21 protein-coding genes are annotated in these 24,413 nt (G+C 71.0%); 9 read left to right on the forward strand and 12 right to left on the reverse strand.

Annotated elements, in window-relative coordinates:
* Positions 1 to 123 precede the first annotated feature (123 nt).
* Complete coding sequence (locus GWK61_RS34510; RefSeq protein WP_194915894.1) at positions 124 to 339, reverse strand: dodecin; 216 nt, start codon at positions 337 to 339, stop codon at positions 124 to 126.
* Positions 340 to 453: 114 nt separating this feature from the next.
* Between GWK61_RS34510 and GWK61_RS34515 the strand changes: the two genes are divergently transcribed.
* The 3 genes from GWK61_RS34515 to GWK61_RS34525 all read left to right on the forward strand — a co-directional run bounded on the left by GWK61_RS34515 (position 454) and on the right by GWK61_RS34525 (position 2,994).
* Positions 454 to 1,113, forward strand: coding sequence for a DUF2461 domain-containing protein (locus GWK61_RS34515; RefSeq protein WP_194915895.1), 660 nt, complete (start codon positions 454 to 456; stop codon positions 1,111 to 1,113).
* A gap of 158 nt (positions 1,114 to 1,271) precedes the next feature.
* Positions 1,272 to 1,988 (forward strand): Mut7-C RNAse domain-containing protein, encoded by a 717-nt coding sequence (locus tag GWK61_RS34520; RefSeq protein ID WP_194915896.1) that lies wholly within the window; start codon positions 1,272 to 1,274, stop codon positions 1,986 to 1,988.
* 217 nt (positions 1,989 to 2,205) lie between these two features.
* Entirely contained in the window at positions 2,206 to 2,994 is a 789-nt protein-coding gene (locus GWK61_RS34525) for a DUF1266 domain-containing protein (RefSeq protein WP_194915897.1), read from the forward strand.
* 21 nt (positions 2,995 to 3,015) lie between these two features.
* Here GWK61_RS34525 and GWK61_RS34530 read toward each other — a convergent pair whose 3' ends face one another.
* Entirely contained in the window at positions 3,016 to 3,777 is a 762-nt protein-coding gene (locus GWK61_RS34530; protein ID WP_194915898.1) for a DeoR/GlpR family DNA-binding transcription regulator, read from the reverse strand.
* A gap of 82 nt (positions 3,778 to 3,859) precedes the next feature.
* Here GWK61_RS34530 and GWK61_RS59985 point away from each other — a divergent pair, with 82 nt between their 5' ends.
* Positions 3,860 to 5,266 carry a restriction endonuclease gene (locus GWK61_RS59985; protein WP_194915899.1) on the forward strand — a complete coding sequence of 469 codons (1,407 nt, stop codon included), beginning with the start codon at positions 3,860 to 3,862 and terminating at the stop codon, positions 5,264 to 5,266.
* Here GWK61_RS59985 and GWK61_RS34540 read toward each other — a convergent pair.
* The 5 genes from GWK61_RS34540 to GWK61_RS34560 form a co-directional block, all read right to left on the reverse strand.
* Complete coding sequence (locus GWK61_RS34540) at positions 5,238 to 7,928, reverse strand: class III lanthionine synthetase LanKC N-terminal domain-containing protein (protein ID WP_194915900.1); 2,691 nt, start codon at positions 7,926 to 7,928, stop codon at positions 5,238 to 5,240. The two genes, GWK61_RS59985 and GWK61_RS34540, sit on opposite strands and share 29 nt — an antisense overlap.
* Positions 7,929 to 8,022: 94 nt before the next feature.
* On the reverse strand, positions 8,023 to 8,190 hold the full coding sequence (locus tag GWK61_RS34545) for a hypothetical protein (RefSeq protein ID WP_194915901.1): 168 nt from the start codon (positions 8,188 to 8,190) through the stop codon (positions 8,023 to 8,025).
* A 69-nt stretch (positions 8,191 to 8,259) separates the two neighbouring features.
* On the reverse strand, positions 8,260 to 9,567 hold the full coding sequence (locus tag GWK61_RS34550) for a low temperature requirement protein A (protein WP_194915902.1): 1,308 nt from the start codon (positions 9,565 to 9,567) through the stop codon (positions 8,260 to 8,262).
* Positions 9,568 to 9,665: 98 nt separating this feature from the next.
* Positions 9,666 to 10,259 (reverse strand): GNAT family N-acetyltransferase, encoded by a 594-nt coding sequence (locus GWK61_RS34555; protein ID WP_194915903.1) that lies wholly within the window; start codon positions 10,257 to 10,259, stop codon positions 9,666 to 9,668.
* A gap of 56 nt (positions 10,260 to 10,315) precedes the next feature.
* Positions 10,316 to 11,191: an NmrA family NAD(P)-binding protein gene (locus GWK61_RS34560; RefSeq protein WP_194915904.1), complete on the reverse strand. Its 876-nt coding sequence runs from the start codon at positions 11,189 to 11,191 to the stop codon at positions 10,316 to 10,318.
* Between the two features lie 122 nt (positions 11,192 to 11,313).
* Here GWK61_RS34560 and GWK61_RS59990 point away from each other — a divergent pair, with 122 nt between their 5' ends.
* Complete coding sequence (locus tag GWK61_RS59990) at positions 11,314 to 12,243, forward strand: AraC family transcriptional regulator (protein WP_194915905.1); 930 nt, start codon at positions 11,314 to 11,316, stop codon at positions 12,241 to 12,243.
* Between the two features lie 938 nt (positions 12,244 to 13,181).
* Here GWK61_RS59990 and GWK61_RS34570 read toward each other — a convergent pair.
* The 3 genes from GWK61_RS34570 to GWK61_RS34580 form a co-directional block, all read right to left on the reverse strand.
* Positions 13,182 to 14,399, reverse strand: coding sequence for an ROK family transcriptional regulator (locus GWK61_RS34570; protein WP_194915906.1), 1,218 nt, complete (start codon positions 14,397 to 14,399; stop codon positions 13,182 to 13,184).
* Between the two features lie 492 nt (positions 14,400 to 14,891).
* Complete coding sequence (locus GWK61_RS34575) at positions 14,892 to 15,623, reverse strand: hypothetical protein (protein ID WP_194915907.1); 732 nt, start codon at positions 15,621 to 15,623, stop codon at positions 14,892 to 14,894.
* Positions 15,624 to 15,816: 193 nt separating this feature from the next.
* The gene (locus GWK61_RS34580) at positions 15,817 to 17,274 is read right to left on the reverse strand and encodes a GlnX family signal transduction membrane protein (RefSeq protein ID WP_194915908.1); all 1,458 of its coding nucleotides are present in this window, start codon (positions 17,272 to 17,274) and stop codon (positions 15,817 to 15,819) included.
* 266 nt (positions 17,275 to 17,540) lie between these two features.
* On the opposite strand from GWK61_RS34580, the gene GWK61_RS34585 reads away from it, so the two are divergent.
* The 4 genes from GWK61_RS34585 to GWK61_RS34600 all read left to right on the forward strand — a co-directional run bounded on the left by GWK61_RS34585 (position 17,541) and on the right by GWK61_RS34600 (position 21,228).
* Positions 17,541 to 19,112 (forward strand): carbohydrate binding domain-containing protein, encoded by a 1,572-nt coding sequence (locus GWK61_RS34585; RefSeq protein WP_194915909.1) that lies wholly within the window; start codon positions 17,541 to 17,543, stop codon positions 19,110 to 19,112.
* Between the two features lie 105 nt (positions 19,113 to 19,217).
* Positions 19,218 to 19,721, forward strand: a complete 504-nt coding sequence (locus GWK61_RS34590; protein ID WP_194915910.1) for a hypothetical protein — start codon at positions 19,218 to 19,220, stop codon at positions 19,719 to 19,721.
* A 4-nt stretch (positions 19,722 to 19,725) separates the two neighbouring features.
* Complete coding sequence (locus GWK61_RS34595) at positions 19,726 to 20,334, forward strand: HD domain-containing protein (protein WP_323747891.1); 609 nt, start codon at positions 19,726 to 19,728, stop codon at positions 20,332 to 20,334.
* Positions 20,335 to 20,433: 99 nt separating this feature from the next.
* Positions 20,434 to 21,228: an alpha/beta fold hydrolase gene (locus GWK61_RS34600; protein WP_194915911.1), complete on the forward strand. Its 795-nt coding sequence runs from the start codon at positions 20,434 to 20,436 to the stop codon at positions 21,226 to 21,228.
* A gap of 19 nt (positions 21,229 to 21,247) precedes the next feature.
* Here GWK61_RS34600 and GWK61_RS34605 read toward each other — a convergent pair whose 3' ends face one another.
* A complete protein-coding gene (locus GWK61_RS34605) occupies positions 21,248 to 23,488 on the reverse strand; it encodes a putative bifunctional diguanylate cyclase/phosphodiesterase (protein ID WP_194915912.1) in 2,241 nt (746 codons plus the stop codon).
* Between the two features lie 22 nt (positions 23,489 to 23,510).
* Positions 23,511 to 24,347 (reverse strand): SAM-dependent methyltransferase, encoded by an 837-nt coding sequence (locus GWK61_RS34610; protein WP_194915913.1) that lies wholly within the window; start codon positions 24,345 to 24,347, stop codon positions 23,511 to 23,513.
* Between the last annotated feature and the right edge of the window lie 66 nt (positions 24,348 to 24,413).

The raw sequence follows: 24,413 nt of genomic DNA on the forward strand, positions 1-24,413 counted from the left end.
GCGCGGGGTCGGGCGCAAAAGCAACGCATTCGGGCGAGCGGCGTGGCGGCTCGGCGAGCTGCGATGGCTTTTCGCGCGGCGGCGGGCTCGGGCGAGTGGCAGGTGCTCGCGCCGGCGTTGCGCTCAGTCCGCCTCGTCGATCTGGAAGCCGACCTTCAGCCCGACCTGGAAGTGCCCGACCTCGCCGTCCTTCAGGTGGCCGCGGATCTGCGTGACCTCGAACCAGTCGAGCTTGTGCAGGGTCGCGCCGGCGCGGCTGATCGCGTTGCGGATCGCGGCGTCGACGCCCTCGTGGGAGGAGCCGACGATCTCGGTGACGCGGTAGGTGTGCTCGCTCATAGTTGCCAGGCTCGGGCAGGTGGCGGCGGTGCGCATCCGGGGAGGCGGCGGGCCGCGGGCCGAACGGGTGACGGCGGCGGGGCGGCCGGGCGCCGGGCATGGTTCGATGGCGGCATGACGACGCGGTTCGCAGGGTTCGGCGATGAGGCGTACGACTTCTATCTCGGGCTCGTCGCCGACAACTCCAAGGCCTACTGGACCGAGCACAAGCAGGTGTACGACAGCGCGGTGCGCGAGCCGATGCAGGCGCTCCTGGACCAGCTGGCGCCCGCCTTCGACGGCACGCCGAGCCTGTTCCGGCCGTACCGCGACATCCGCTTCAGCAAGGACAAGACGCCCTACAAGACGCACCAGGGCGCGCTGCTGAACGTCGCGCCGGGGATCGGCTACTACCTCTCGCTGGACGCCGACGGGCTGCACGTCGGCGGCGGCTTCTTCCCTCAGCAGCGCGAGCAGACCGCGCGGTTCCGTGCCGCGATCGACAGCGACGCCACGGGAGCCGAGCTCGAGGCGATCGTCGCGAAGCTGGCGAAGCGCGGCTTCGAGATCGGCGGCGCGCAGGTGCGCACGCGGCCGCGCGGGGTGCCCGCCGACCATCCGCGGCTGGACCTGATGCGGCGGGAGCACCTGACGGCGGGGCGCGCGGTGGCGCCGGCCTTGGGCGAGGACGCCGGGTTCGCGAAGGTGCTGGCGAAGTACTGGCGGGAGATCACACCGCTGGTCGGGTGGGTGATGGCGAACGCCGCGCCGCGGGTGGAGGAAGCTGAGGACTGACGGCGAGGTGCGGCTCAGGGCGAGGCGCGGCTGAGGGCTCGGCTGCCGCGCTGCGCCGGGTGACGACATCGGCCGACTGGCAACCATTCGCGCGCCGCCGACCACCCTCCCCATCAAACAACTGGTCCCGAGATCGCGTCCGCTGGCATGCTGGCCCCGTGGCGAAAGCGGACATCACCATCACCTTCGACCCCGGGCTGCACATCTTCGTCTCGGCGGCGAACCGGAAGCCGGGCGCGGCCGTCGCGACCGACGCGACCTCCAGCCTCGGGCACGTCGTCGAGGCGCTCGGGGTGCCGCTGGTCGAGGTCGGGGAGCTGCTGGTGGACGGGCGGTCGGCGGCAGCCGGGCACGTGCCGGTCTCCGGTGAGGACGTCGAGGTCCGCAAGCTCGCCTTCCCGCAGCGCGTCGAGGGTCCGCTGCGCTTCCTGCTCGACATCCACCTCGGCACGCTCGCGCGGCGGCTGCGGGTGCTCGGCATCGACGCCGCGTATGAGACCCCTGACATCGGCGACGCGGCGCTGGCGGCCCGGTCCGCGCAGGAGCAGCGTGTGATGCTCTCGCGCGATCGCGGGCTGCTGCACCGGCGTGAGCTCTTCGCCGGCGCCTACGTCTACAGCCACAAGCCCATCGAGCAGCTCGACGAGATCCTGGACCGCTTCCAGCCCGAGCTCGCGCCGTGGACCCGGTGCACCGCCTGCAACGGCGTGCTGCGGCCGGTACCGAAGGAAGAGATGCAGAGCCGGCTGGAAAGCGGCACCGCCAAGGCCTACGACGCCTTCGCCGAATGCGAGTCCTGCGGCCAGGCGTACTGGCGCGGCGCGCATTCGGCGAGCCTGGACGCGATCGTCGAACAGGCGACGCGGCACCGGTAGTCGGCACCGGTAGCACCGAACGCGGAAGCGTCGGCAGAGGCAGTCCCGGCACCGCTGATCCCGGCACCGGTAGAAATGCCCGGCCCGACCGATCACTGCGGGTAATTCTGCCGGTGTGCCCCGCTGACGCAGCGCGTTAGGGTCCCGTGTCCAGCATCGCCCCGGCCCCGCCGAACGACCGTTCCGGCCACCCCGCGGCGGGGTATCGGGTCCGGTCATGGCAGGGGGAACATCGGTGGGGATCTTGGGCAAGTTGAAGAACATGGTGGACTTCGGCTTCAAGGTGCTGCCCGACGCGCCCCCGCTGACCCAGCGGCAGGAGCGCGGGCTGGCGCTCGGCGCCGTGTACGCGGCGAGCGACTACCTGCCGATCAACGCCCTGACCGCCACCGCCGACCCGAAGTCCGCCGCGCGGATCCTGGAGCAGGGCTGGGACGTCTACGACGCGCAGTCGGCGCGCGCCACGTACCGCTACCTGCTCGACGGCGGCGGCCACCGCAACGTCTACACCTGCGTCCGCGGCTATCTGAACGCGGGCTGGGACCTCAGCCGCGCCGAGGAGCGGGCCCGGGTCGAGCAGGCCACGCGGGAGATCCCGGCGATCGCGTTGCAGCGCGGCGAGCGGCCGGACGTGGCGTTGAACTACTTCCAGTCGGGCTGGCCGTACCGGGCCTCGATGCAGTGGTACCACCCGCGCCGGATCATCGAGAGCATCGCCGCCTGGGACGCCGCGCGGGTCGTGCACGTGAGCCGGTTCGTCGTGGACGCCGGCTACCTGTCCGCGGACGAGGCATGGGCGACGATCGACGCGGCCGTGCAGATGGCGCTGCCGGAGTATCCGTCGTGGGAGGAGTTCCAGCTCGGCTTCCTGGCCGGCAGGGTGTTCTGGCAGGCCAACGTCGGGTTCGACGCGCAGCAGATCAACGCCGACTACCGCCGCTACACCAGCGGCGGGAAGTCGTTGCTGGGCAAGCCGGAGAGCCCCTGGCTGCGCCTGCCCTGGTGACGGACGACAGGAAGGACCAACTCAGGTACGGACCACCCGCACGCCGGCGTCCCCGAACTCCCCGGCGGTCTCCTCGTCCAGGCCCTCGTCGGTGATGAACAGGTCGACGTCGTTCAGGCCGCCGAAGCGCGCCATGCAGTCGTTCCCGACCTTGCTGTGGTCGGCCAGCAGCACGGTGCGCCGCGCGGCGCCGATCATCGCGCGCTTCACGGCCGCCTCGGTGATGTCGGGCGTGGTCAGCCCGCGGCCGACGGAGACCCCGTTGGTGGCCATGAACGCCACGTCCACGCACAGCTGGGACAGCGGGGCCAGGGCCCAGTCGTCGACCGCGGCCATGGTCCGGCCCCGGATCCGGCCGCCGAGCATCAGGACCGTGAGGTTGGAGCGGGTCGCCAGCTGCGCGGCGAAGGCCGGCGCGTTGACGACGACGGTCAGCTCCCGGTCCACCGGCAGGGCCTCGATCAGGCGCCCGGTCGTGGTCCCGGCGTCGACGATGATCGAGCCCTCCTCGGGCAGTTCGGCCAGCGCCGCCTTCGCGATCCGCTCCTTCTCCCCGGTCATCACCGAGTCCCGGGCCGCCACGCCCGGCTCGAAGCCCAGCCGCTCGACCGGGATCGCGCCGCCGTGCACCCGGCGCACCACCCCGGCGCGCTCCAGCACGGTCAGGTCCCGGCGGATGGTCTCGGTGGTGACCGCCAGCCCCTCGGCCAGGCCCACCACGTCGACCCGGCCGTCGGCCCGTGCCTTGGCCAGAATGGCCTGCTGACGCTCCTCCGCGTACATCTCCCCACCCCTGACGCCCCGAGGCCGGACCCGTTGGTTTCGGCGCCGTTTTGCTGTGTTTCGCTGGCCGTATTCTAGTGGGGTGGCGGGGTCGAAGCCGAAGAGTCTCGCGCAGCAGCTCTTCGAGGCGCAGCAACGCAGGGCGGCACACAAGTCGGCACACAAGGCAGCGTTGGAGAAGGCTGCGATGCAGGCCGAGCAGAAGGAGAAACGGGCAGCGGCGCGGCGCGAGGAGGCGGCTGCCCGGCAGGCCCAGCGCGCCGCCGAGGATCTGGCCAGACTGCAGCAGGCGGCCGACGCGCGCCAGGTCCAGCAGGTGCTCCGCGGGATGGAGAAGCGGGAGACGCTGCGCCAGCAGGCTCAAGCGCGCGAGCAGAAGGACCAGGCTGCGCAGCAGTTCAGGGACGAGGCAGCCGCGCGGACTCGCGAGATCGAGCGGCGGGTTGAGGCGATCGGCAGTGTCCTGACAGACCGCGATCGCGGATTGGAACCGCTGCGTGAGGACTCGAACGCGGCTCTCGAAAGTGACAACCCGGAAGCCTATGCCGAGCGCATCGCGCAGCTCCTTCAAGAGCGTTCGTTCCTCAGACGCGCGCATCCGGAGGTGGCCTACTCCCCCAACGGCCGACGGCTGACCGTCGCCGTGGATCTGCCGCGCCCGGAAGGTGTTCCGGCTGAGAAGGCGTTCCGGTATGTCGCCGCGCAGGACGAGATCGTCGCGGTTCCGCGGCAGGAATCAGAGCGGCGGCGCATCTACCGGGACGCCGTCGCGCGCCTCGCTCTCTGCGTCGCCGACTACGCCGCCGCCCTCACCGCGCCGGAGGCGGTCGACGTCATCGCGGTCAACGGCCACGTCCAGGGCACCGATCCGGCGACCGGTCAGCCGGGGCGGCCGTGCCTGGTGACGCTGGTGGTGACGCGGGAGGACTTCGAGAAGGTCGCGCTGGACGAGCCGCAACTCGACCCGGTGCGCTGCTTGGACCATTTAAGAGGTCTGATATCCAAGGACCCCTGCGCCCTGGAGCCCGTGACCCCGTTCATCGACCTCGACGGCGAGCGCCGCCAGCACGCCGACTCGGCCCTGGATCTGGCCGCCATGGACCCCTTCGACTTCGAACGCCTCATCCGCGATCTGTTCCTGGCCATGGGTTTCCGGGCGTGGAAGACCCCGGACAGCCACGACGGCGGTGTCGACGCGGTTGCGGTCCGCGACGACATCGCCATCGGCGGCGTCTGTGTGATCCAGGCCAAGCGGTACACCGGCACCGTGCCGGTCGAGGCGGTGCGCGCCCTCTACGGCACGATGCAGGAGAAGAAGGCCTACACCGGCCTGGTCGTCACCACCTCGTCGTTCGGCCCTGCCAGTTACGCCTTCGCCCGGGAGGTCGGCCGCATCACGTTGATCGACGGCGGCCGCCTCGTCGTCCTGCTGAGGGATCACCTCGGCATGGACGCGGTGGTCAGGGGACGCAGGACAGCGACGAGCTGACCGCCAGCGCCATCGGTCCGCCGCCCCGGGACAGGCGCCGGAAGAAGCCCAGGATCCCGGCGACGCCGTAGGCCCAGGACGCGCTGTACTCGCCGGGGTCGTCGCGCACGAACAGCGGGTGGCCGGCCGGTCCGGCGCTGCGCACCAGCAGTTGGGCGACGACGGCGCGCGCCGCCCGCCAGTACCGTTCGTCGCCCTCGCGGCCGGCGATGTCGATCAGCATGTTGCCGATCCCGGACAGGCCGCAGCACTGGGTCGGCTTGTCCATGCGCGGGATGAGCGCGATACAGGCGTCGGCGGTGCGGCGTGCGGCCTCGGTGTAGGCCGGGTCGTTCAGGTACTCGCCCGCGGTCAGCAGGCTGCCGGTGATTCCGGCCAGGCCCTGGCACCAGGACGCGGCCAGCGGGGCCGTGGTGGGCCGGGCGGACTTCGCGACGAGCCGGTCGGCGCGTCGGACGAGTTCGCGGGCGCGTTCGTCGGCGCCGGCCAGGACGGTGTCGTCGGCGAGCCGGCTGCCGATGACGGCGAGCGCGTCGACGGTGCCGGCCAGGCCGTGGCCGCGGGCGGTGGAGGGTTCCACGCCGGAGGCGGCGCCGAGCAGTCCGGGTTGGGAGCCGGCGTCGGGCATGGCGTTGGCCAGGACGTGCTCGGCGCACTGCCGGGCGATGTCCAGGTGGTCGGGGCGCCGGTCGAGGTCGTGGAGCAGCAGGTGGCCCAGGCCGATGCCGGAGGCGCCGCTGACCAGGTCGGAGTATTCGGGTTTCCAGTCCGCGTCGAGGGTTTCGACAGCGTCGGGATCGGTTATCGGGTACCCGGTGAGGTCCGCGTCGGCGGCCGGCAGGATGCCGGGAGCCAGGCGCTGGGCCGCGCTGAGCCGGAAGATGTCCAGGCCGGTCCGTCCGGTCCACAGTCCCGGGCCCAGCCGGACCACGTCGGCTCCGCGCCGGCTGAACGGCACCAGTTCGGCGACCAGTGCCGGGACGCCCGGGGTCTCCAGGTGTTCCAGCAGTTCCATGCCGATGCCGGCGCCGCCCCGGTAGACGCAGCCGTCCACGCCGACCTGTTCGGTGCGCGGGACTTCCGTCAGGACCCTGCGGGTCTGGCCGGTGAGGTCGGCCAGCAGGTTCGCAGCGATCTCCTCGATCAGCGCGTCGGTGACCGGGACGGAGTCGGGCAGGGCGGTGCGGGTCCGCCGGGTGGCGGAGAAGTCGCCGGCGGCCATCCGCCGGGCCGCCTGCTGCGCGCGGACGTCGTTCATTCCGAGCAGATCGCAGATCAGCCCCAGGACACCGCCCGGGGCCGCACCGCAACGCGCTCGGATCATGCGTAACGCGACGCGGCGCGGCTCGTCCACGTCCTTGCTCAGCACTACGGCGGGCAGGGCCGACCAGGCGTAGCACAGGGTGGTGCCGAGGGCCAGGAGGTCGTCGCCGGTGGTCGGTTCCTGGTGCCGGAACTGCCGGGCGCTGGAGTAGCCGGAGGTGCCGCCGGGCAGGTACAGGCCGTTGTGGCCGGCCAGCCCGAGGTCGATCAGCTTCGCGGTGCCGTCCGGGGCGACGACCACGTTGCGCGGGTTGAGGTCGCGGATCAGGACGCCCCGGTCGTGGACGGCCAGGATCACGGTCGCCAGTTGCTGCGCGAGCTGTTCCAGCGTGCGTCCGGGGGGTCGCCCCGAGACCGCATCCACATCCACATCCACATCCACGGAATGCGCTGCGGGATAGCGGCCGTTCTCCATCACGTCGTCGGCCAGGTTATACCGGCCGACGTCGCGGGTGACCAGGAACTCGTCGGTGCCGGCGCGGAAGTGGTCGACGTACCCTGCGACGCCGTCCACGCCTTCCAGCACGGCCAGCACGCGCCGCTCGTTGCGCACCCGCAGGCGGGTGTCGACGCCGTCCTCGCCCTCGTCGACCAGGGCCCGCGACTGCTTGACGATGACCCGGCTGCCGTCGCGCACGTCCACGGCGCGCATCACGTCGCCGCGGCCGGCGTGCACGATGCCGGAGTCGATCTCGTAGAAGTCCCCCAGGCGCGTGGAGACGGTCGGCGGCCGCTGCCAGGCCCGCGCGCCCGGCTCGCCGGTGAACGGGTCCACGGCCCAGGCCGGCTGCCGGTAGCGCAGCGTCGCCAGGGCGGGGAACTCCTCACCGTCCGGGCCGGTCAGGGTCATGACCAGCTTGCCCTGCGCGTCGGCGCCCCAGGGCTTGTCGATGGGTCCGTAGCGGTAGTACACCGGGGCGTCGGCGGCCACGCGGCGATCGCTCAGCACGCGCGGCGCCGCCCGGCCGCGTAAAAGGCGCGCGAGCATCAGCCCCACGGCGCGTACGCGGTCCTGTTCGGGGTAGACGGTGAAGGCCTTGCCGATCGACGACGGCGTGATCGTGCCGTCGTTGAGCCGCGCCAGGGCGCCGGTGGAGGCGGCCATCTTGAAGGCGCAGCCCTCGGCCAGCAGGGCCGGTACGATCACCTCGGCGGTCTCGGCCAGAGCCCGGGTCCGGCTGGAGACGTGCAGCTTCCATCCTTGTTCCACGACGTGCGCACCCGGCGGCCGGACACCCAGCCAGGTGGCGCCTTCCTTCAGCCCGATCTCGACGCCGGCCTCGGCGGCGTGTTTTCGGATCAGCCGCTCCACGTCCCGAGGCGACAGCCCGCCGTTCATATCGAACGTCCTTCTTTCGTGGTGCTGTGGTGCCGTGTCGCCGTGTCGCCGTCAGTCCTGACGCGGGTCGCCCCCAGCGCGCCGTCGTGCAGGACTACCAGGGGATGCTGGTCGCGAAGAACCAGTGGCTGACGTCGTCACCGCAGCAGTGCAGGCACTGGCTGTGGTCCCGAGAGGCGTCGGCGATCCCGCTGAAGGCAGTGTCCACGTCGAGTTCGTCGGCATCGGTCTCGCGTGGCTCCAACTCGAGCAGTTCGTTCATCATTCGGCTCCTTGTGAGAGGCGTCCGATGCTCGGACTCTGCCCTGTCTAACCGCCCTCGGGGCGGGCGTCAATGGGTGATCGACTCTCCGTGTGAAGTCGGACCCCGGAGCTGACGACGCCGGGCGTCCTCCTCCGCCACCAGCATCAGGACCATGACAACGGCGAGCCCGAGAAGTTCCGCCGCCGCCGAAGCGCCTGCCAGCGGAATCGTGGCGAGGACGGCGGCCGCGCCGACGGCCCGGAAGAACATGGGAGAAATCCGCAGGCTGCGGCGGAAACAAAGATCGCCGACGAGAAAAACGGCGACGCCGCCTGCAAGTGCGATTGCCGGTGCAGTCGGCAGTGCATCGCCGAGATGACCGATTGCCTTTTTCAGACCGGCGGCAAGGATCGCAATACCGAGCAGCATCGGGATAAAGCTGTAGTAATACGCCCGCATCCCCAGTCGGAATCGCTGTATGCCGGAGGCGGCGGCGAGGGCGTGCTCAGCGGCGGATTCGTCGTGCCCGAAGTACGTCCACCACAGCGCCACGGCCAGCGTCAGGGCCAGCGCGATGCCGGCGGCCAGCGGCCAGTCCAGGCGGGTCCCGGCGGCCCCGGCGCCGATGGCGACGACCGACTCGCCGAAGGCGATGATCAGCAGCAGGCCGTGGCGCTCGACGAAGTGCGCGGGGTCCAGGTCGCCGACGTTCTCGGTGACGCGGGCCCGGCCCTGGCCGTAATCGCCGGTGACACGGCCGGAGACGACCGGCGCGACTTGTTGCAGGACGACCGCCGCGAGCCAGAGCACATCGGCGGCGGTACCGCCGTTCACGGCGCCGGCCGCGGTGACGCACGCGGCGGCGGCCAGGTTCGGGACGGCGAAGCTGAGCACGTACTTGCGGTGGATCAGGGCGTACAGGGCGCTGTGGACGGCGGTCACGAGGATGAACGCCAGGCCGAAGGCGACGCCGTCGACGCCGAAGACCTTGGGGATGGCCAGCGCGCAGGTGAGGAAGCCGAACATGCCGACCATCAGGATCACGCGACGGGACAGGTTCTCCGGCGGGACCTGGTTAGTGAGGTAGGCGTAGGCACCGTACATCCAGTAGAGGACCGCGAAGATCAGCAGGACGCGGCCGACCTGCGCGAAGGACAGGTCGTCGGCCAGCAGCACGGTCAGCTGCGTGATGGTGAACACGAAGACCAGGTCGAAGAACAGTTCCAGGGTGGTCACGCGGCGCGGGGCGGACTGTTCGGGTGCGGCGGCGCGGTCGGCCTGGTCGGCCTGGTCGGCTTCGTGGCCGGTGCTGCGGTCGGTCCTGGGGCCGGTGCTCTTGCCGGTGCTCTGGCCGGTGCTGTGGTCGCTGTCGGCGGAGGCCGGCGTGGCGGTCATGGGCTCACCCTAACGGGGGACCTTGCGCTGACGGGCGGCCCGCCATCCCCCGTGGACGGCGGACCGCCCGCATCGCAGCAAGTCCGGTCAGCCGCGGCTCAGCCCCGTGCGAGCCGCTCCGTCAGGCGCTGCTTGGCAGCCGGCCACTCGTCCTGGAGCATCGAGAAGTAGACGCTGTCGCGGAACGTGCCGTCGGGCCGCACCCGGTGCCGCCGTAGGACGCCTTCGCGCTGCGCGCCGAGGCGGGCGATGGCGTTCTGCGAACGCTGGTTCAGGTGGTCGGTCTTCCACTGCACGCGTCCCATGCCCAGTTCCTCGAAGGCGTGGGTGAGGAGCAGGAGCTTGGCCTCGGTGTTCACCGCGCTGCGCCAGTAGGCGCTGCCGTACCAGGTCCAGCCGATCTCCAGGCGCTCGTCGACCGGGCTGATGTCGAGGAAGGTGGTCCAGCCGACGGCGCGACCGCTCGCCAGGTGGATGACGGCGAAGGCCACGAAGGAGCCGTCGGCGAGGAGCGCGTCCAGCTTCGCGCCGAGCTCCTCCTCGGTACGCGGCGTCGGGCCGCCCTGCCACTGCCAGACCGCGTCGTCGTTGCCGCCGGCCGCGAACAGGTCGGGGAGGTGGCCGCGGGTCAGGGGTTCCAGGCGGATGTGGGATCCGGTGAGGGTGATCGGCGCAGGGGTCTTCGCTGTCATGATCCGAAGCCTAGCCATCCTTTGAACTAGTGACAACTCATTCTGTACTAGTTCAATTATTCTGCCGCTGTCGCAGCCGCCGTTACAGCCCAGACGTCGGCGTGCTCGGCGGCGTACCGCGCGAGGCTGCGCGGCGCGCGGCCGGTGAGGCGCTGGACGACGTCGGTCACCGGGGCGTTGCCGCCGTCACGGATGACCTGGAACAGGCCGCGCTGGGCAACGATGGTGCGCTCACTGGCGCCGGCGGCGCGGGAGTTCTCCTCGGCCTGCTGCGGCGTCACCGCGCGGTAGGTCAGGGTGCGTCCGGCGGCTTCGCCGAGGATGTCGAGGGCCTGCTGGTGGGTCAGGCTCTCGGGCCCGGTGATGGTCAGAATCTGGCCGGCATGGCCGTCCTCGGTGAGCGCCACGGCGGCGACCTCCGCGATGTCACGGGTGTCGACGAAGCTGACGGCGCCGTCTCCGGCGGGAAGTTGCAGGACGCCGCGATCGCGCAGCACCGAGGCGAAGCTGGTGCCGAAGTTCTGGAAGAACCAGTTGGGATGCAAGATGGTCCACTCCTTGCCGGAGGCCCGGACGGCGCGCTCCCAGTGCGCCATCATCGCCTCGGTCGGCAGCAGCTCGGCACCGATCACCGAGAGCAGGACCACGCGGCGGGCGTCGTGGGCCTCGGCGAGGAGGTCGGCGACGAGGGCGTCGCCGTCGGGCTGCGCGTAGGGGCCGACGATGTAGAGGGCTTCGGCGCCTTGCAGGGCCGGGGCCCAGGTGGCGCGGTCGGCCCAGTCGAAGCGGATTGGGATGACGTTGCTGTCGCTGCCTTCGTTCTCCGGGTTGCGGCTGGCGGCGGCCACCTTCACGCCGCGCGCGGCGAGCGCCTCCACGACGGGACGGCCGGACTTGCCTGTCGCACCGATCACCAGGACGGTCACTGTCATCAGCTCCCTGAGTTCGTTCTCTTGGCTACGTGTTCTAAGTTAGGACGCACGTGGCGGATGATGAATGTCGTCGAGTCCAGAATTCATGTCCGATCGTCCGAGTGCGCGCTAGCATTCGACGCGTGGACGTACTCACCGACGCCCTGGCGGCGATGCGGGTCGGGCAGACGCGGTCGGCGCGTACCGAGGTGCACGCGCCGTGGGGACTGCGGTTCCCCCGGGTCGGCGGGACGACGTTCCACGTACTGCTGCGCGGCCGCTGCTGGCTACTGCCGCCGGAGGGCGAGCCGGTGGAGATGGCGGCCGGCGACGTGACACTGCTGCGGCACGGGAGCTCGGTGGCACTGGCCGACGCCCCGTCGACTCCGCTGCGGGACTTCCAACCGGCGACTTGGCACCCGGGGCAGACGATCGGCCGCGTGGACATCGAGGGCGCCGGGGAACGGTCGCTGCTGATCTGCGGGGCGTATCAGCTGGGCCGCACGCGCCTGCACCCGCTCCTGGCGGAACTGCCGGAACTGCTGCTGCTCGGGGCATCCGAGACCCCAGGCCTGGCCGCGACGGTCACACTCCTCGGCGAGGAACTGGAGGACGCGCGACCAGGCCAGGACGGAGTGGTACCGGCACTGGTCGACGCGCTCCTACTGCTGATCCTGCGCGGCTGGATCGAGCGCTCGGCCCGCGACCACGCGGCGCTGGGCTGGCCGGGCGCCCTGACGGATCCCGCGATCGGCGGCGCGCTGACAGACCTGCACGACGATCCGGGGCACGCGTGGACCGTCGCAGAACTCGGCGACCGCGCCGGACTGAGCCGCTCGGCATTCGCGCAGCGGTTCACGACCCGGGTCGGCGAGCCACCACTGACGTACCTGACGTGGTGGCGGATGACGGTGGCCGGCCGCCTGCTGCGGGAGTCGGACGCGCCGCTGAGCGCGGTGGCGCAGCGGGTGGGGTACGCGTCGGAGTTCGCATTCGCGAAGGCCTTCAAGCGCGAGTTCGGAATCGCACCGGGGCGATACCGGCGGGAAGCCGCCGCAGGCGAGGCGGCTTGAGGCACGCCATGGCATGGCGACCGGCGAGCGTGGCCGGTGCCGTGGTGAGGGGGTCCGAAGGACCATGCGGGGTGTTGGTTCTGGGTCCCTCGCCGCGTCAGCGGGCGCAGCCAACCTGCCCGGTTTGGCGGTGTCAAGCCGGGCGAGAAACGACCACAGCAGCAGGGGTGCGGCTTGATTCCGCCAAACCGGGCTGGTTCCGTTTACGGCGATGACGCGGCGAGGGACCCAGAACCCGGCGACCAAAAGCAACACCGCCACCGCACAACGCGACGCAGGCAACAGCGGATGCAAAGCCGAACAGTCGCGGACCGCCGCCAAACTACCGGACGCGCGGGTCGCCCCCTCGTCGAGGAGGCCCGCCAGAGGCCTCAACGCACCCACCAAACGCGGCAGACAGCCGCCAGACCAAACGCGTGCGCAGTGACTCGGACTCATGCGAGGTCGTGGACGCGAAAACGGCGAGCCGCCAGCGCACTGCCGCAGCGACTCGGACCGGCGCGCGGTCGTGTCCGCGCACAACCGGGGGCCGCCAGCGCGACGCACTTTGCTCATCGGAACTGCGTCCCCTGCGAGGCCATCCAACCCTTGGCGAAGCCGTAAGAAATCGCCTGTAAAACCACAAACAGACCGCACCCGCACCCACACCCACCAAAAACAGCACCATCCAACACCAGCCACCGACAACCCACCACCCCCCAAAAAAACCAGCGCCGCCCCGGCTCAGGATTCGGGGCGGCGCCGTTCCGGCCACCGCCCCGGCTCAGGAAAGCGGGGCGGCGTCCGCGGAGTCGCCCCGGCTCAGGAAAGCGAGGCGGCACCGGGTGGCGTCGTCCCGGCTCAGGAATTCGGGACGGCACCGTCTGGGGCGGTCGGCGGGGTGGGCCGGCCGCGCGTCGGATGGCGGAAGGGCTCTTGTCGGCTAGGCTGCCAGGCCGCTAGGCCGCGTTATCACCGGCCTCGTCGGCGCCCGCGGGCATCGTGATCACGACCCCGAGCTCCTGGCGGATGGCGTTGGCGGCGGCGCCGAAGACCAGGCTGTGGGTGCCCAGCGTGGAGGCGCGCAGGACCAGCTGTTCGAAGCCTGACATGACGCGGAGCGCCAGCAGGTCGTTGATCTCCCGCATCAGCGGCGGGCCGAGGGGGTCGCCGGCCATCGGGCCGCCGAGGATGAACTCGGTGACGTCCAGGGTCCCGGCCAGGGTGGACAGCAGGCGGGCCACCTCGCGGGCGGCCCGGGTCACGCGCTCGCCGAGGGCTCGGGCCTCCTGGCCGTCGCCGCCGGCGAGGTAGCCGGCGACGGTCTGCTCGGAGGCGTCGCCGAGGATCACCGGCTGCACCGCGACCGTCTCCAGGCAGCCGATCAGGCCGCAGCGGCAGCGCAGCGAGGCGCCGATGTCGATGTGCCCGATCTCGCCGCTGCGGAAGTTGCCGCCGTGGTAGAGCCGGCCGTCCAGGACGATCCCGGCGCCGATGCCGGTCCCGATCCACAGCACCGCGACCGTCTTGTCGCGGTCCGAGCAGATCGCGACCTCCGACAGCGCCACGGCGTTGGCGTCGTTGACCACGTGCACCGGCAGGCCGTCGCAGAGCTCTGACAGCTCGTGCCCCATGGAGACCATGTGCCAGCCGTAGTTCACGGCCTCGCGGATCACGCCGTCGTCGCCGACGATCCCCGGCACGGCGACCCCGACCCCGGTGATCCGGCCCGGCGTCGGCGCCCCCATCCGGCGCACCATGTCCGACACCGCGGTCAGCGCGGGGGCGTCCAGCGGGCGCGAGACGGTCTCGGTCTGCTCCATGTGGCCGTTGAGGGTGAAGCGGCTGGCGGTGATCCGCTCGTTGGCCACCTGCACGCCGATGAACCGGTGGTGCGCGTCGTCCAGGTCGAGCAGCACGCGCGGCTTGCCCACCGGCTGCGCCTCGCGCCCGGCCTCCCGGACCAGCTTGCGCTCGATGAGGTCGCCGACGATCTCCGACACCGTGGCGGTCGGCAGCCCGGTCTCCCGGATCACGTCGGTACGCGAGAACCGGCCCTCACCCGCGGCGACGCACTGGAGCACCAGCACGTCGTTGCGCGCCCGAAGGGAACTCTTGGTCCCCTTCTGGGTGAACCGGAGCTGCGTCACGCTCGCCGCCATTCTTGCATCGTTCATCGATGTAACATCGCGGGAACTGTAGGGCGGACCTGCTGTAGCGGTCAAGGGGACATGTTGAGCGACCCGGCCCCACCTGCGCGGATACCGAGACGCTCGGCAGTGGTTCGGCAGCGGCTCAGCAGCGGCGCCCGACAACCGTCCGTCGGCATCCCAGAACTATCGGAGACCGAAGTAGCCCGGCCAGCCAAGCGAGCGCCGGGTGCGTCACCGGACCCTGCAGGCTCGCCTTCCGCACCGCCAGCGCGTCGGTCAGCGCGTCGGCGGTCACCGAGTGCTGGTACATCCAGCGGCCCAGCGACTCGCTGAACCAGTGCTGCGCCGTAGGAGAAGGCCAGGCGCGCGCCGACCACGGTGGTCCACAGCGCCGCGTATTCGGCGCCCCCCTGCGTGTGGACCCGCCTGCTGCCCGGCTCACGCCGAGTCGACTTCCGGAGTTCCGCCGGGTTTTCCCGACACCTCGAGAATCGCCGATCAGGCCAGGTCAGAGCTTCAACCCAGAGGTGGAAGAGGGGTGGAACCCGGGTGGAACGCCAGCTGCGGCCCGGTGCCGGCCAGCTCCACGGCACCAGCACCACCACCGGCACCCACCCCGGATCCGACCGGCACCCCAAACGACACACTGCGCGCCCACGCCATGACCACCTTGTCCAGCGTATCCACGAGCGCGGCGCTGGTGGCGTGACCGCGGATGACGAACCCGGCCCCGGCCTGCCGCGCCACCCCGCACACGGTGAGCCGCGGCACGAACTGGAAGGACGCGTCGGCCGCGTCGCGCGTGACAGTGGTCTGGAACAGCCGGGCGGCAGGCCCGTCCGGCAGGTCGAGCTCCTTGATCCGCTCGGAGACGACCTCGTGCTTGGCCGGGTCCAGCACCTCCTCGGCCAGCGCCTCGGCCGGGGTCACCGGCTCGTCGCGGTTGTCGAACACTGAGAACCCGACCCAGATGTGCTCGCACGAGCGGCGCGGCTCCGGGTAGAGGACGGCGGCGTAGGCGCACTCCAGGTCCTCGGCGGCGAACAGCGCGTCGCGCAGGTCGTCGCGGATCTCCGCGACCAGCTCGGCGCGCGGGGCGGCGCCGAGGTCGAGCAGCCGCAGCGCGGCGGCCACGCCGGCGTCGTAGTGGACGGGTGGGAAGTCCAGCTCCGTCAGATCGACCGCTCGTCCGGGATACGCGGTCTGCCAACTGGTGTACATGTAACGGACGTCTGCGGTGTTCCGCATGCCGATGCACTCTCCCCGCGCTTGCGCGCATGACTCGTGTTTACGACCAACACACTACCCAGGGGATGACATAGGCAGATCCACGCAAACAAACCTCAAATGGGTCCCGCCGGAATCCTCACGCCGACCGCATACCTTGATCACCGAGCGTGTAGCGCTGTCACCAGCAGTGTGTCCCGAGGGGCCGACGGGGTCAGCGATATTCGGCCAGTCTCGGACGTACGCCGGCGACCGCCAGGCCCACGGCCAGCACACAAGCCCCGAGCGGCAGCCACTGCCACAACGTCACCTCGTCCACCCCGGCGTTGATGTCGGCGGTGAACGCGGCGGCGTTGATGTCGATGACCTTCTGGACCGCCGCGGCGTAGGCGGTGAAGGCGCCGTCGGAATCGGAGGCGGCGGGGCTGGTGTCGAAGCGGACGGCCTCGGGCAGGTCGGTGGCGAGCTTCTGGCGGAAGACGCGGTCGTCGAGCTCATAGGTCTGATACGTGCGAAGCATCTGCTCGGCGGCCGCGCGCTCGCCGGGGAAGGTGATGTTCTTCATCTCGGTGCCGAAGTAGCCGCCGAAGTCGACCGGGTGCGAAGGGTTGCTGAAGTACGCGTCCAGGTCGGCTTTGACGGCCGCGTCGTAGGTGTCGAGAGTGACGTTCGGGCCGGGGTCCAGCAGGGCGCGGCTCTTGGCCAGGAACGAAGTCTGATACTGCGGGGCGCGGGAGGGATCGACGACCAGCCGGCTCTCGTCGGCGTTGACGTCGGTGCTCTCGGCCTTGGCGGCGGACAGCGCGGCGACCGAGTCGTAGGCGTCCTTCTTGGCGGCGCGCAGGTGCTCGGAGGCCGAACCCATGGAGACCGCGCCCCAGATCATCACGACGAGGGTGAGGACGGTGGCGCCGACGAGCGCCGGGTTCAGCGTGCGGCGGCTACGGCGGGTGAGCCAGAGCTCGAAACCGACGAGGGCGGCGAGCGCGAGGACGCCGGTGAGCACGATCCACCAGACGGCCTGCTGGGCCACGCCGCGGCGGTTCTGGTAGGAGGACTCCAGGGCGGCGCCGTTGCTGTCGGCGACGGCGTGCGCCGCCGGGAGGACGGAGGCGCGCATGAGGTCGGTGGCTCGGGCGTACTGGGCCGATTCGGCCTGCGGAAGTTGGCCGGCGGCGCGGTTCGCGGAGGTGGTGTCGACGTACATCACCTGCGCGGCGAGGGCTTCGTAGTCGCCGAGGGCGTTGAATGCGGTGGCCACCTGCTCGGCGCCGGTGCCGCTCGCGCCGGCGTGCAGGGCGGCGAGTTGCAGGTCGTGGTCGGCTTCGGCGCGGTCGGCCTCGAAGAGCTTGGTGAACGCGGCGCGGTCGACGCCGGGGCCGAGGTTCTTGTCGCCGACCATGAGGATGTTGGCGAGGTTGGCGTCCATGTCGTTGAGCGCGTAGATGAGGTCGTTGCCGGCGGAGACCTGGGGTTCCTCGGTGGTGCCGATGGCGGTGAAGCCGGAGCGGACGTTCGAGGCGCCGACGGCTGCGATGACAGCGAAGAGCACTGATGCGGCGATCGCCAGTGCGGTGAAGGCTTTCAGGAGCCACGGTGTGGGGCGGCGGGTGGGGCGGCGCCGCTTCCGGGACGCTTCCGGGGCGGCCGGCCGGGACTCGACTGCGGTCATGTCCCACAGCAAACGGCCTTCACGGTGGCGAAGACCTTTGCGCTCACGCGATACGCGCGCAGCTAGGCGTAACGCAAACGCAGCGCGCATGAGTAGTCCATAGAAGAACCGGCTGACCTGGCCAAATCACCCCGTTCCGGACGAGAGCGTCAATGCTCGGGCAATGAAATTGGCCTGAATTGGTCTAGTCCCTTGACGTGACCAATGGTCTAGTCCACGCTCCACCGTGCGGGGTCGCTCAGGAAAAGCAGCAATGAGGAGACCTGATGGACAAGGAGCTCGGCACAGCACGAGGCTCAGGAAGCAGGGGTCGGCCGCCGGCGGGTTCGCGGCGGCTCGCGGGTGTGGTGGGGGTGGTCGCGGCCGGGGCTCTGGCCGCGGCGGGAGTGGCGGTGGCCGCCGGTGGGGCCAGTGCCGCGGATGCGAACCTGGTGGTGAATCCGGGCTTTGAGACCGGGACGCTCGCCGGGTGGTCGTGCAGTGCGAACAGCGGGTCGGTCGTGAGCAGTCCGGTGCACTCCGGGTCGCACGCGTTGAGTGCGACGCCGGCTGGGTCGGACGACGCGCAGTGCACGCAGACCGTGAGCGTGCAACCGAACTCGTCGTACACGCTGTCGGCATGGGTGCAGGGGAGTTACGTGTACCTCGGCGCCACCGGGACCGGCGGGTCCGATCCCAGCACGTGGAGCAGCAACGGGGCGTGGAACCAGCTCAGCACGTCCTTCACCACCGGGGCGTCGACCAAGAGTGTCACGATCTACCTGCACGGCTGGTACGCGCAGGGCACGTACTACGGCGACGACGTCAGCCTGCTGGGGCCGGCGGGGTCGGGGTCGGGCTCGTCGAGCAGCCCGCCGACCACGCCGTCGACGACGCCGTCCACCTCCCCGTCGACGACGCCCTCCACGTCGCCCAGTTCCACTCCCCCGCCGCCGCCGGACACCGGGTTCAACCACCCGGCGTACTTCATGCCGCTGGACAACAGCCCGCAGGCGATCTCCGACGTCATCGGCGCCGGTGAGAAGGAGCTGAACCTGGCGTTCGTCCTGGACTCCGGCGGCTGCACCCCGGCGTGGGGCGGCAACGCCTCGACGCCGGTGTCCTCGGACACGACGGTCGCGGCGGACATCAGCGCGCTGCGGGCGGCCGGCGGCGACGCCGCGGTGTCCTTCGGCGGGTACAACGGGACCGAGCTGGGGTCGTCGTGCGGCAGCGCGTCCGCGCTGGCGGCGGCGTACCAGCAGGTGATCAGCAAGTACAACCTCAAGCACGTCGACTTCGACTACGAGAACACCGCGCTGGACAGCAACACGGCGGTGCGGTTCGGCGCCATCAAGATCCTGGAGCAGAACAACCCGAACCTGGTGGTGTCGCTGACCATCCCGATGACCACGATCGGGTTCCCGGGCTCCGGGGTCGACGAGATCAAGCAGGCGGTGGGGGCCGGGGCGCGGCTGGACGTCGTCAACATCATGGACTTCGACACCGGCCTGACCTCCGGCACCGAGGTCGGCCAGACCGAGGCGATCGCGAACGACGCCGTCGCGCAGCTGCAGTCGATCTACGGCTGGAGCAGCGCGCAGGCCTGGTCGCACCTGGGCTTGCAGATCATGAACGGGCACACCGACCAGCCCTCGGAGCTGTTCGGGCTCAGCGACTTCTCGACGCTGCTGGGCTTCGCGCAGGCGAACCACCCGGCGTGGTTCTCGTACTGGTCGGCCAACCGGGACCGAGTCTGCGACCCGAGCGTGCCGCACAACTGGGCCGACGGGGCGTGCTCCAGCGTGGCGCAGAACCCGTGGGACTTCACCAAGATCCTGGTGCGGTACACAGGGTGAGCTGACGCGGCGTCGCTGACGCCGCCCGCCTGACACCTCCCACCTGACACCTCCTGCCACAGCCACTGACAGGAGGTGTCAGTGATGTCGCCCTACGGTCGGGCCATGAGCTATCCGACACCGACCGCCTGGCACGCCGGCACCGACGTCATCGACGGCCGCCCGGTCAAGCGCTACCACATCGCCCGCGACGCGGCCCCGATCCGCCCGGACTGGGAGGCGAACGCGCTGGAGCTGATCCCCGGCATGCTCGCGCCGCGCGACGAGACGCCGCCGGCGGCGTTCACGGTGCTGTTCCGCAGCGGCGCCGGGCTGCATCTGAACGTCTACAGCTGGTACTGGGACAACGTGATCTACGGGAAGTTCGCCACGGGCGGCGTGCCGTTTTTGGGCAGTCCGGACGAGGATCCGGGGCACTTGGCGCCGGTCGAGCCGCCGGTGCTGGGGTGCGTGTACGAGCTGGGGGTGCTGGTGCATGAGCGGTCGGCGTGGATCCGGCATGTGTTGATGAATGAGACGCCTGATATGGATGCTTATCTGGCTGATGTACTGCCGACGGGGCCGGTGGGGCTGCCGGATGTGCCTTCGGGGTTGGCGCACGTAGCCTGAGGCGGTGACCGCTGAGTGGGTTCTGCCGATCGCCGTTGACGAGACGACGCGTCCGGTGCTGCGTCCGCTGCCGCCGGGGGCGGTGGAGGTGCTGCGAGCGGTCGGTGCCCCGCCGCGGCTCGTCGCGCATCTACGGGCCGTGCATGACGTCGCGGCGCAGCTGGTCGCGTGGGCAGCGGAACGGGGGCTGCCGGTGGATGCGGAGGCCGTCCTGTTCGGGGCGGCGACGCACGACATCGGGAAGGCGCTGCATCCGGCCGAGCTGTCCGGTCCCGGAGCCGAGCACGAGGCCGCAGGCCGTGATCTGTTGCTGCGGCACGGGATCTCGCCGGAGCTGGCGAAGTTCGCGGCGGGCCACGCGAGGTGGGATGCCGACACCACGCTGGACGAGCTGTTGGTGAGCCTCGCCGACAAGGTGTGGAAGGGCAAGCGGGTCGCGGAGCTCGAAGATCTGGTCGCGGCGCGGCTGGTGGCGGCGAGCGGACGCGAGGCGTGGGAGGAGTTCCTGGAACTGGACGCGGTGCTGTCGGTCGTGGGCGAGGGGGCTGACGAGCGGTTGGCATACCAGGCCGGGTTTCCGGTGGCCCCGGTGGTTCGGGCGCCTCAGAAATAGGTGCGGGCGTGCGACGCCTACGACCGCCAGATGGGGCGCGGCAGCGGCCAGCTCTTCGGCGGCGCTGCGACCGGACCTCAGCCTGGCAGGATGATCGGCATGACACTAGAGGCCGGAAAGGCGGTCGCGGCGGACGGGACGGCGATCGCCTTCCAGAGCGCCGGGAACGGCACTGCGCTGGTACTGCTGGCTGGGCAGTCCAACACGCACCGGTGGTGGGACTCGGCGCGCGTCGACTTCGAGGACGCCGGCTACGGCACGATCACGCTGGATTGGCGTGGGACCGGAGCCAGTGACAAGCCCGACGAGGCTTACAGCACGAGGGAATTCGCCGCGGACGTCGTGGCGGTGCTCGACGCGGCGGGCGTCGCGCGGGCGCACGTGTACGGCACCTCGATGGGCGGCCGGGTCGCGCAGTGGCTGGCCGTGGACTATCCGGAGCGGATCGACGCGCTGGTGTTGGGGTGCACGTCGCCGGGTGGGCCGCACGCGATCGAGCGGGATCGTTCGGTGCGGCAGGCGTTGGCGCAGGCTGATCGGGCTGCGGCCGACAGGTATCTGCTGGAGCTGATGTACACGCCGGCTTGGCTGGCGGCACATCAGGGTCCTTATTATGTGGTTGGCGATCCGGAGATGCCGGCGTATGCGAAGGGGCGGCATCTGGCTGCCAGTGGCAAGCACGACGCGTGGGATGTGCTGCCGATGATCGCCGCGCCGACGCTGGTCGTGCACGGCACGGATGACGTCTTCAATCCGACCGCGAACGCCCCGCTGATCACCGAACGAATCCCGGAAGCGCGGATGGTGCTGATCGAGGGCGCGAGGCACGCGTACTTCGACGAGTTCCGAGACGTAGCCGGGCCGGTCGTGCTGGGTTTCCTCGCAGAACACTGAGCAATCAGGAACCGACTGATCAGGCCTTGGTCACCAACCGCGCCAACACCGCCTGAATATCCCCCGCCGACACCGGCCGCGAGTAGTAGAACCCCTGCCCGTAGTCGACACCCAGCGCGGTCAGCCGCTCGGCCTGGTCCGCGGTCTCGATGCCCTCGGCCGTGACGGTCATGCCGGCGGCGTGCGCGAGCACCACCAGGCTGGTGATGACCGACTCGGCGAAGCCGCCGGCGTCCGGGCTGCCTAGGTCGGCGACGAAGGAGGCGTCGATCTTCAGGGAGGTGGCCGGCAGGTGGCGGAGGCGCGCCAGGTTGGAGTAGCCGGTGCCGAAGTCGTCGACGGCGATGCCGATGCCCATGTCCGCGAGGGTGCGCAGGGTGCCGGGGCCGGGGAGTCCGTCGTCGGTGTCCATCAGGGCGGTCTCGGTGATCTCCAGGCACAGCCGCCGCGGCGGCAGGCCGGAGGCCTCCAGGGCGGTGGCGACCTCGCGGACCAGGCCGTAGTCGTGGACCTGGCGGACCGCGACGTTGACCGCGACCGCCGGGCCGTCGGGCCAGGACGACGCGTCGTGGACGGCCCGGTCCAGGACCCAGCGGCCCAGTTCGACGATGGCGCCGGTCTCCTCGGCGACCGGGATGAACTCCTCGGGCTTGAGCAGGCCGCGCTCCGGGTGGCGCCAGCGGACCAGGGCCTCGACGCTCGGCGGGCGGCCGCCGGACAGGCTCACGATCGGCTGGTAGTCCAGGAACATCTCGCCGGACTCCAGGGCCGCCGGGAGCGCCTGGGCCAGCGCGTAGCGGTGCACCTCGCGGGCGTTGCGGTCCTCGTCGAACAGGGCGAAGTCGGCCTTGCCGGCGGACTTGGCCCAGTAGAGCGTGATGTCGGCGGCGCGCAGCAGCTCGGTGGCCGAGGCCGCGGCGGCGGGGCGTTCGACCAGGCCGGCGCTGGCGGTGACGGTGACGCTGTGGCCGTCGAGCATGACCGGTTGGCGGACGGCGTCCAGGACCTTCTCGATCACCGGGAACACCGACTGCGCGCCCTGGGTCCGGCGGAAGAGGATCACGAACTCGTCGCCGCCCATGCGGGCCACGACGTGCCGGCGCGGGTCGGTGGCGGCCGAGAGCCGGTGCGCTATGACCGTCAGCAGCTCGTCGCCGGCCTGGTGGCCGAGGGTGTCGTTGACGCCCTTGAAACCGTCCAGGTCCAGGAAGCACAGGCCCAGGCGGTCCTCGGGGCCGGCGCAGCGCAGCAGCTCCTCGACCGCGTCCAGCAGCCGGACCCGGTTCGGCAGGCCGGTCAGGGCGTCGTGGGTGGCCTGGTGGCGCAGCTGGTCGGTGGCGCGGCGGCGCTCGGTGACGTCCTCGTGCAGCGCGATGACCAGCGCCACCTCGCCGCCGTCGTCGCGCACGGCGGTGGTGCGCACGTGCGTCCACACCACGCCGCCGTCGACCCGCCGGATCCGGGTGTCGGCCTCGGCCTCGGTCTGCTCGCCGGCCAGCAGGGCGTTGTAGCCGCGCCAGTACTCGCCGGGCTCGGTCGGGTCTATCAGGTTCCGTATGGTGCGGCCGCGGGCGGCGTAGGCGTCGACGCCGAGCATCTCGGCCAGCGCCGGGTTCACCTCCAGCACCTGGCCGTGCTTGTCGGTGATGACGATGCCCAGGGCGGCGTTGCGGAAGACGGTGCGGAAGCGGGCCTCGCCGGCGCGGTAGGCGGTCAGGACGGCCTCGTGGATCGAGGCCTGCTCGGCCCGGGTCCGCTCGCGTAATCCCTCGGCGAAGGCGGAGGCCAGGCCGGCGCGCAGCGCGGAGCTGGTCTCGGGACGCAGGTAGGGCGGCAGGTGGCGGTCCAGCACCTCGACGGTGACGGCGACGCAGGCGCCCTGGAAGCAGTGCGCGTCGATGAGCGCGCCGGCTGCCTGGACGCCGATCTTGCGGGCCAGCTCGGGATCGTCGGGGAGGGCCACGACCTGCTCGGCGAGCGGGGTGACGACGCGGAGCGCCTGGTCGAAGCCGAGCGGGGTGGCCGCGGCGGCGGAGAGGGCGACGGCCCAGGCGCGGGCGAAGGCGTCGATGGGGCTGACGTCGGGATCGGCGGTCGCGGCGTCAGAAGTAGTGCCGTTCGTCGTGTTGTCGGAACCGGACCGCTTGTCGGAATCGGACCGCGACGCACCAGGCTCGAAGACGGCACGAGGTGCCGCGGAAGCCCCCAGCCCGGACCCGGGATCGGAACCCCCGACCCCGAACTCCGTGTACCGTGCCACCACCGGCCGCCTCTCCGCCTGATCAGCCGGTCGTGGAGCCGGGCTTGACCCCGACGGCGGCGTAGGAAGCGTAGCGGTCATGATCCTGCTCGGCACGCGTTTGCTCTTCAGCGTCCGGGCGCCAGAGCTGCACCTGCACCACACCGGGCTCCAGGATCGCGAACCCGTCGAGGAGCGCCTCGATCTCGTCGTGCGTGCGCCAGTACATCGGCTCCGGGGAGTTGGTGTTCCACATCTGGAGCATCTTGACGATGTCGCCGGACTGGCCGTCGTTGGAGGCGTGCTGGACGATCACGTGGCTGCCCGGCGCCATGGCCGCCCGCAACGTTTTGACCAGGGCCGCGGGATCGTCGGTGTCGGAGACGAAGTGCAGCACCGAGCACAGCAGCACCGCGACCGGCCGGTCGAAGTCGATCAGCGCGCGGACCTCGGGGTGGTCCAGGATGGCCTGCGGGGAGCGAGCGTCGGCCTGGATGAACACCGCGTCGGGGTCCTCGGCGAGCATGACCTCGCCGTGCGCGACCGCGACCGGGTCGTGGTCGACGTAGACGACGCGCGCCCGGGGCACCGTCTCGCGGGCGGTCTCGTGCACCGGGCCCATCGTCGGGACGCCGGCGCCGATGTCGACGTACTGGTCGATCCCGGCGGCCGCGGCGGTGCGGACGGCGCGCTGCAGGAACATCCGCACCTGGCGGGCCAGGTCGGGCATGTCCGGTTTGAAGGCGATGGCCTGCTCGGCGACCCGGCGGTCCACCTCGAAGTTGTGCGACCCGCCCAGGAAGTAGTCCCAGACCCGGGCCGAGCTGGGCTGGTCCAGGTTGATGGCGGCCGGGGCCCATTCCGGTCTGCTGTCGGTCATGTCTGGAACCTTCCGGGGGTGGGGTTCCCGCAGGTGGGGGGCGGGTGTTCTGGCGTGGTGCCCGGT

Source organism: Catenulispora rubra (genome assembly GCF_015356825.1).
GTDB classification, from domain to species: domain Bacteria; phylum Actinomycetota; class Actinomycetes; order Streptomycetales; family Catenulisporaceae; genus Catenulispora; species Catenulispora rubra.

What these genes read in the sequence shown, in the direction of transcription:
- GWK61_RS34590 (WP_194915910.1), top strand. Translation starts at nt 19,218, where the DNA reads ATGAGCTATCCGACACCGACCGCCTGGCACGCCGGCACCGACGTCATC.
- GWK61_RS34515 (WP_194915895.1), top strand. Translation starts at nt 454, where the DNA reads ATGACGACGCGGTTCGCAGGGTTCGGCGATGAGGCGTACGACTTCTAT.
- GWK61_RS34575 (WP_194915907.1), bottom strand. Translation starts at nt 15,623, where the DNA reads ATGCGGAACACCGCAGACGTCCGTTACATGTACACCAGTTGGCAGACC.
- GWK61_RS34585 (WP_194915909.1), top strand. Translation starts at nt 17,541, where the DNA reads ATGGACAAGGAGCTCGGCACAGCACGAGGCTCAGGAAGCAGGGGTCGG.
- GWK61_RS34555 (WP_194915903.1), bottom strand. Translation starts at nt 10,259, where the DNA reads ATGACAGCGAAGACCCCTGCGCCGATCACCCTCACCGGATCCCACATC.
- GWK61_RS34510 (WP_194915894.1), bottom strand. Translation starts at nt 339, where the DNA reads ATGAGCGAGCACACCTACCGCGTCACCGAGATCGTCGGCTCCTCCCAC.
- GWK61_RS34610 (WP_194915913.1), bottom strand. Translation starts at nt 24,347, where the DNA reads ATGACCGACAGCAGACCGGAATGGGCCCCGGCCGCCATCAACCTGGAC.
- GWK61_RS34530 (WP_194915898.1), bottom strand. Translation starts at nt 3,777, where the DNA reads ATGTACGCGGAGGAGCGTCAGCAGGCCATTCTGGCCAAGGCACGGGCC.
- GWK61_RS34525 (WP_194915897.1), top strand. Translation starts at nt 2,206, where the DNA reads ATGGCAGGGGGAACATCGGTGGGGATCTTGGGCAAGTTGAAGAACATG.
- GWK61_RS34540 (WP_194915900.1), bottom strand. Translation starts at nt 7,928, where the DNA reads ATGAACGGCGGGCTGTCGCCTCGGGACGTGGAGCGGCTGATCCGAAAA.
- GWK61_RS34545 (WP_194915901.1), bottom strand. Translation starts at nt 8,190, where the DNA reads ATGAACGAACTGCTCGAGTTGGAGCCACGCGAGACCGATGCCGACGAA.
- GWK61_RS34560 (WP_194915904.1), bottom strand. Translation starts at nt 11,191, where the DNA reads ATGACAGTGACCGTCCTGGTGATCGGTGCGACAGGCAAGTCCGGCCGT.
- GWK61_RS34580 (WP_194915908.1), bottom strand. Translation starts at nt 17,274, where the DNA reads ATGACCGCAGTCGAGTCCCGGCCGGCCGCCCCGGAAGCGTCCCGGAAG.
- GWK61_RS34570 (WP_194915906.1), bottom strand. Translation starts at nt 14,399, where the DNA reads ATGAACGATGCAAGAATGGCGGCGAGCGTGACGCAGCTCCGGTTCACC.
- GWK61_RS34550 (WP_194915902.1), bottom strand. Translation starts at nt 9,567, where the DNA reads ATGACCGCCACGCCGGCCTCCGCCGACAGCGACCACAGCACCGGCCAG.
- GWK61_RS34600 (WP_194915911.1), top strand. Translation starts at nt 20,434, where the DNA reads ATGACACTAGAGGCCGGAAAGGCGGTCGCGGCGGACGGGACGGCGATC.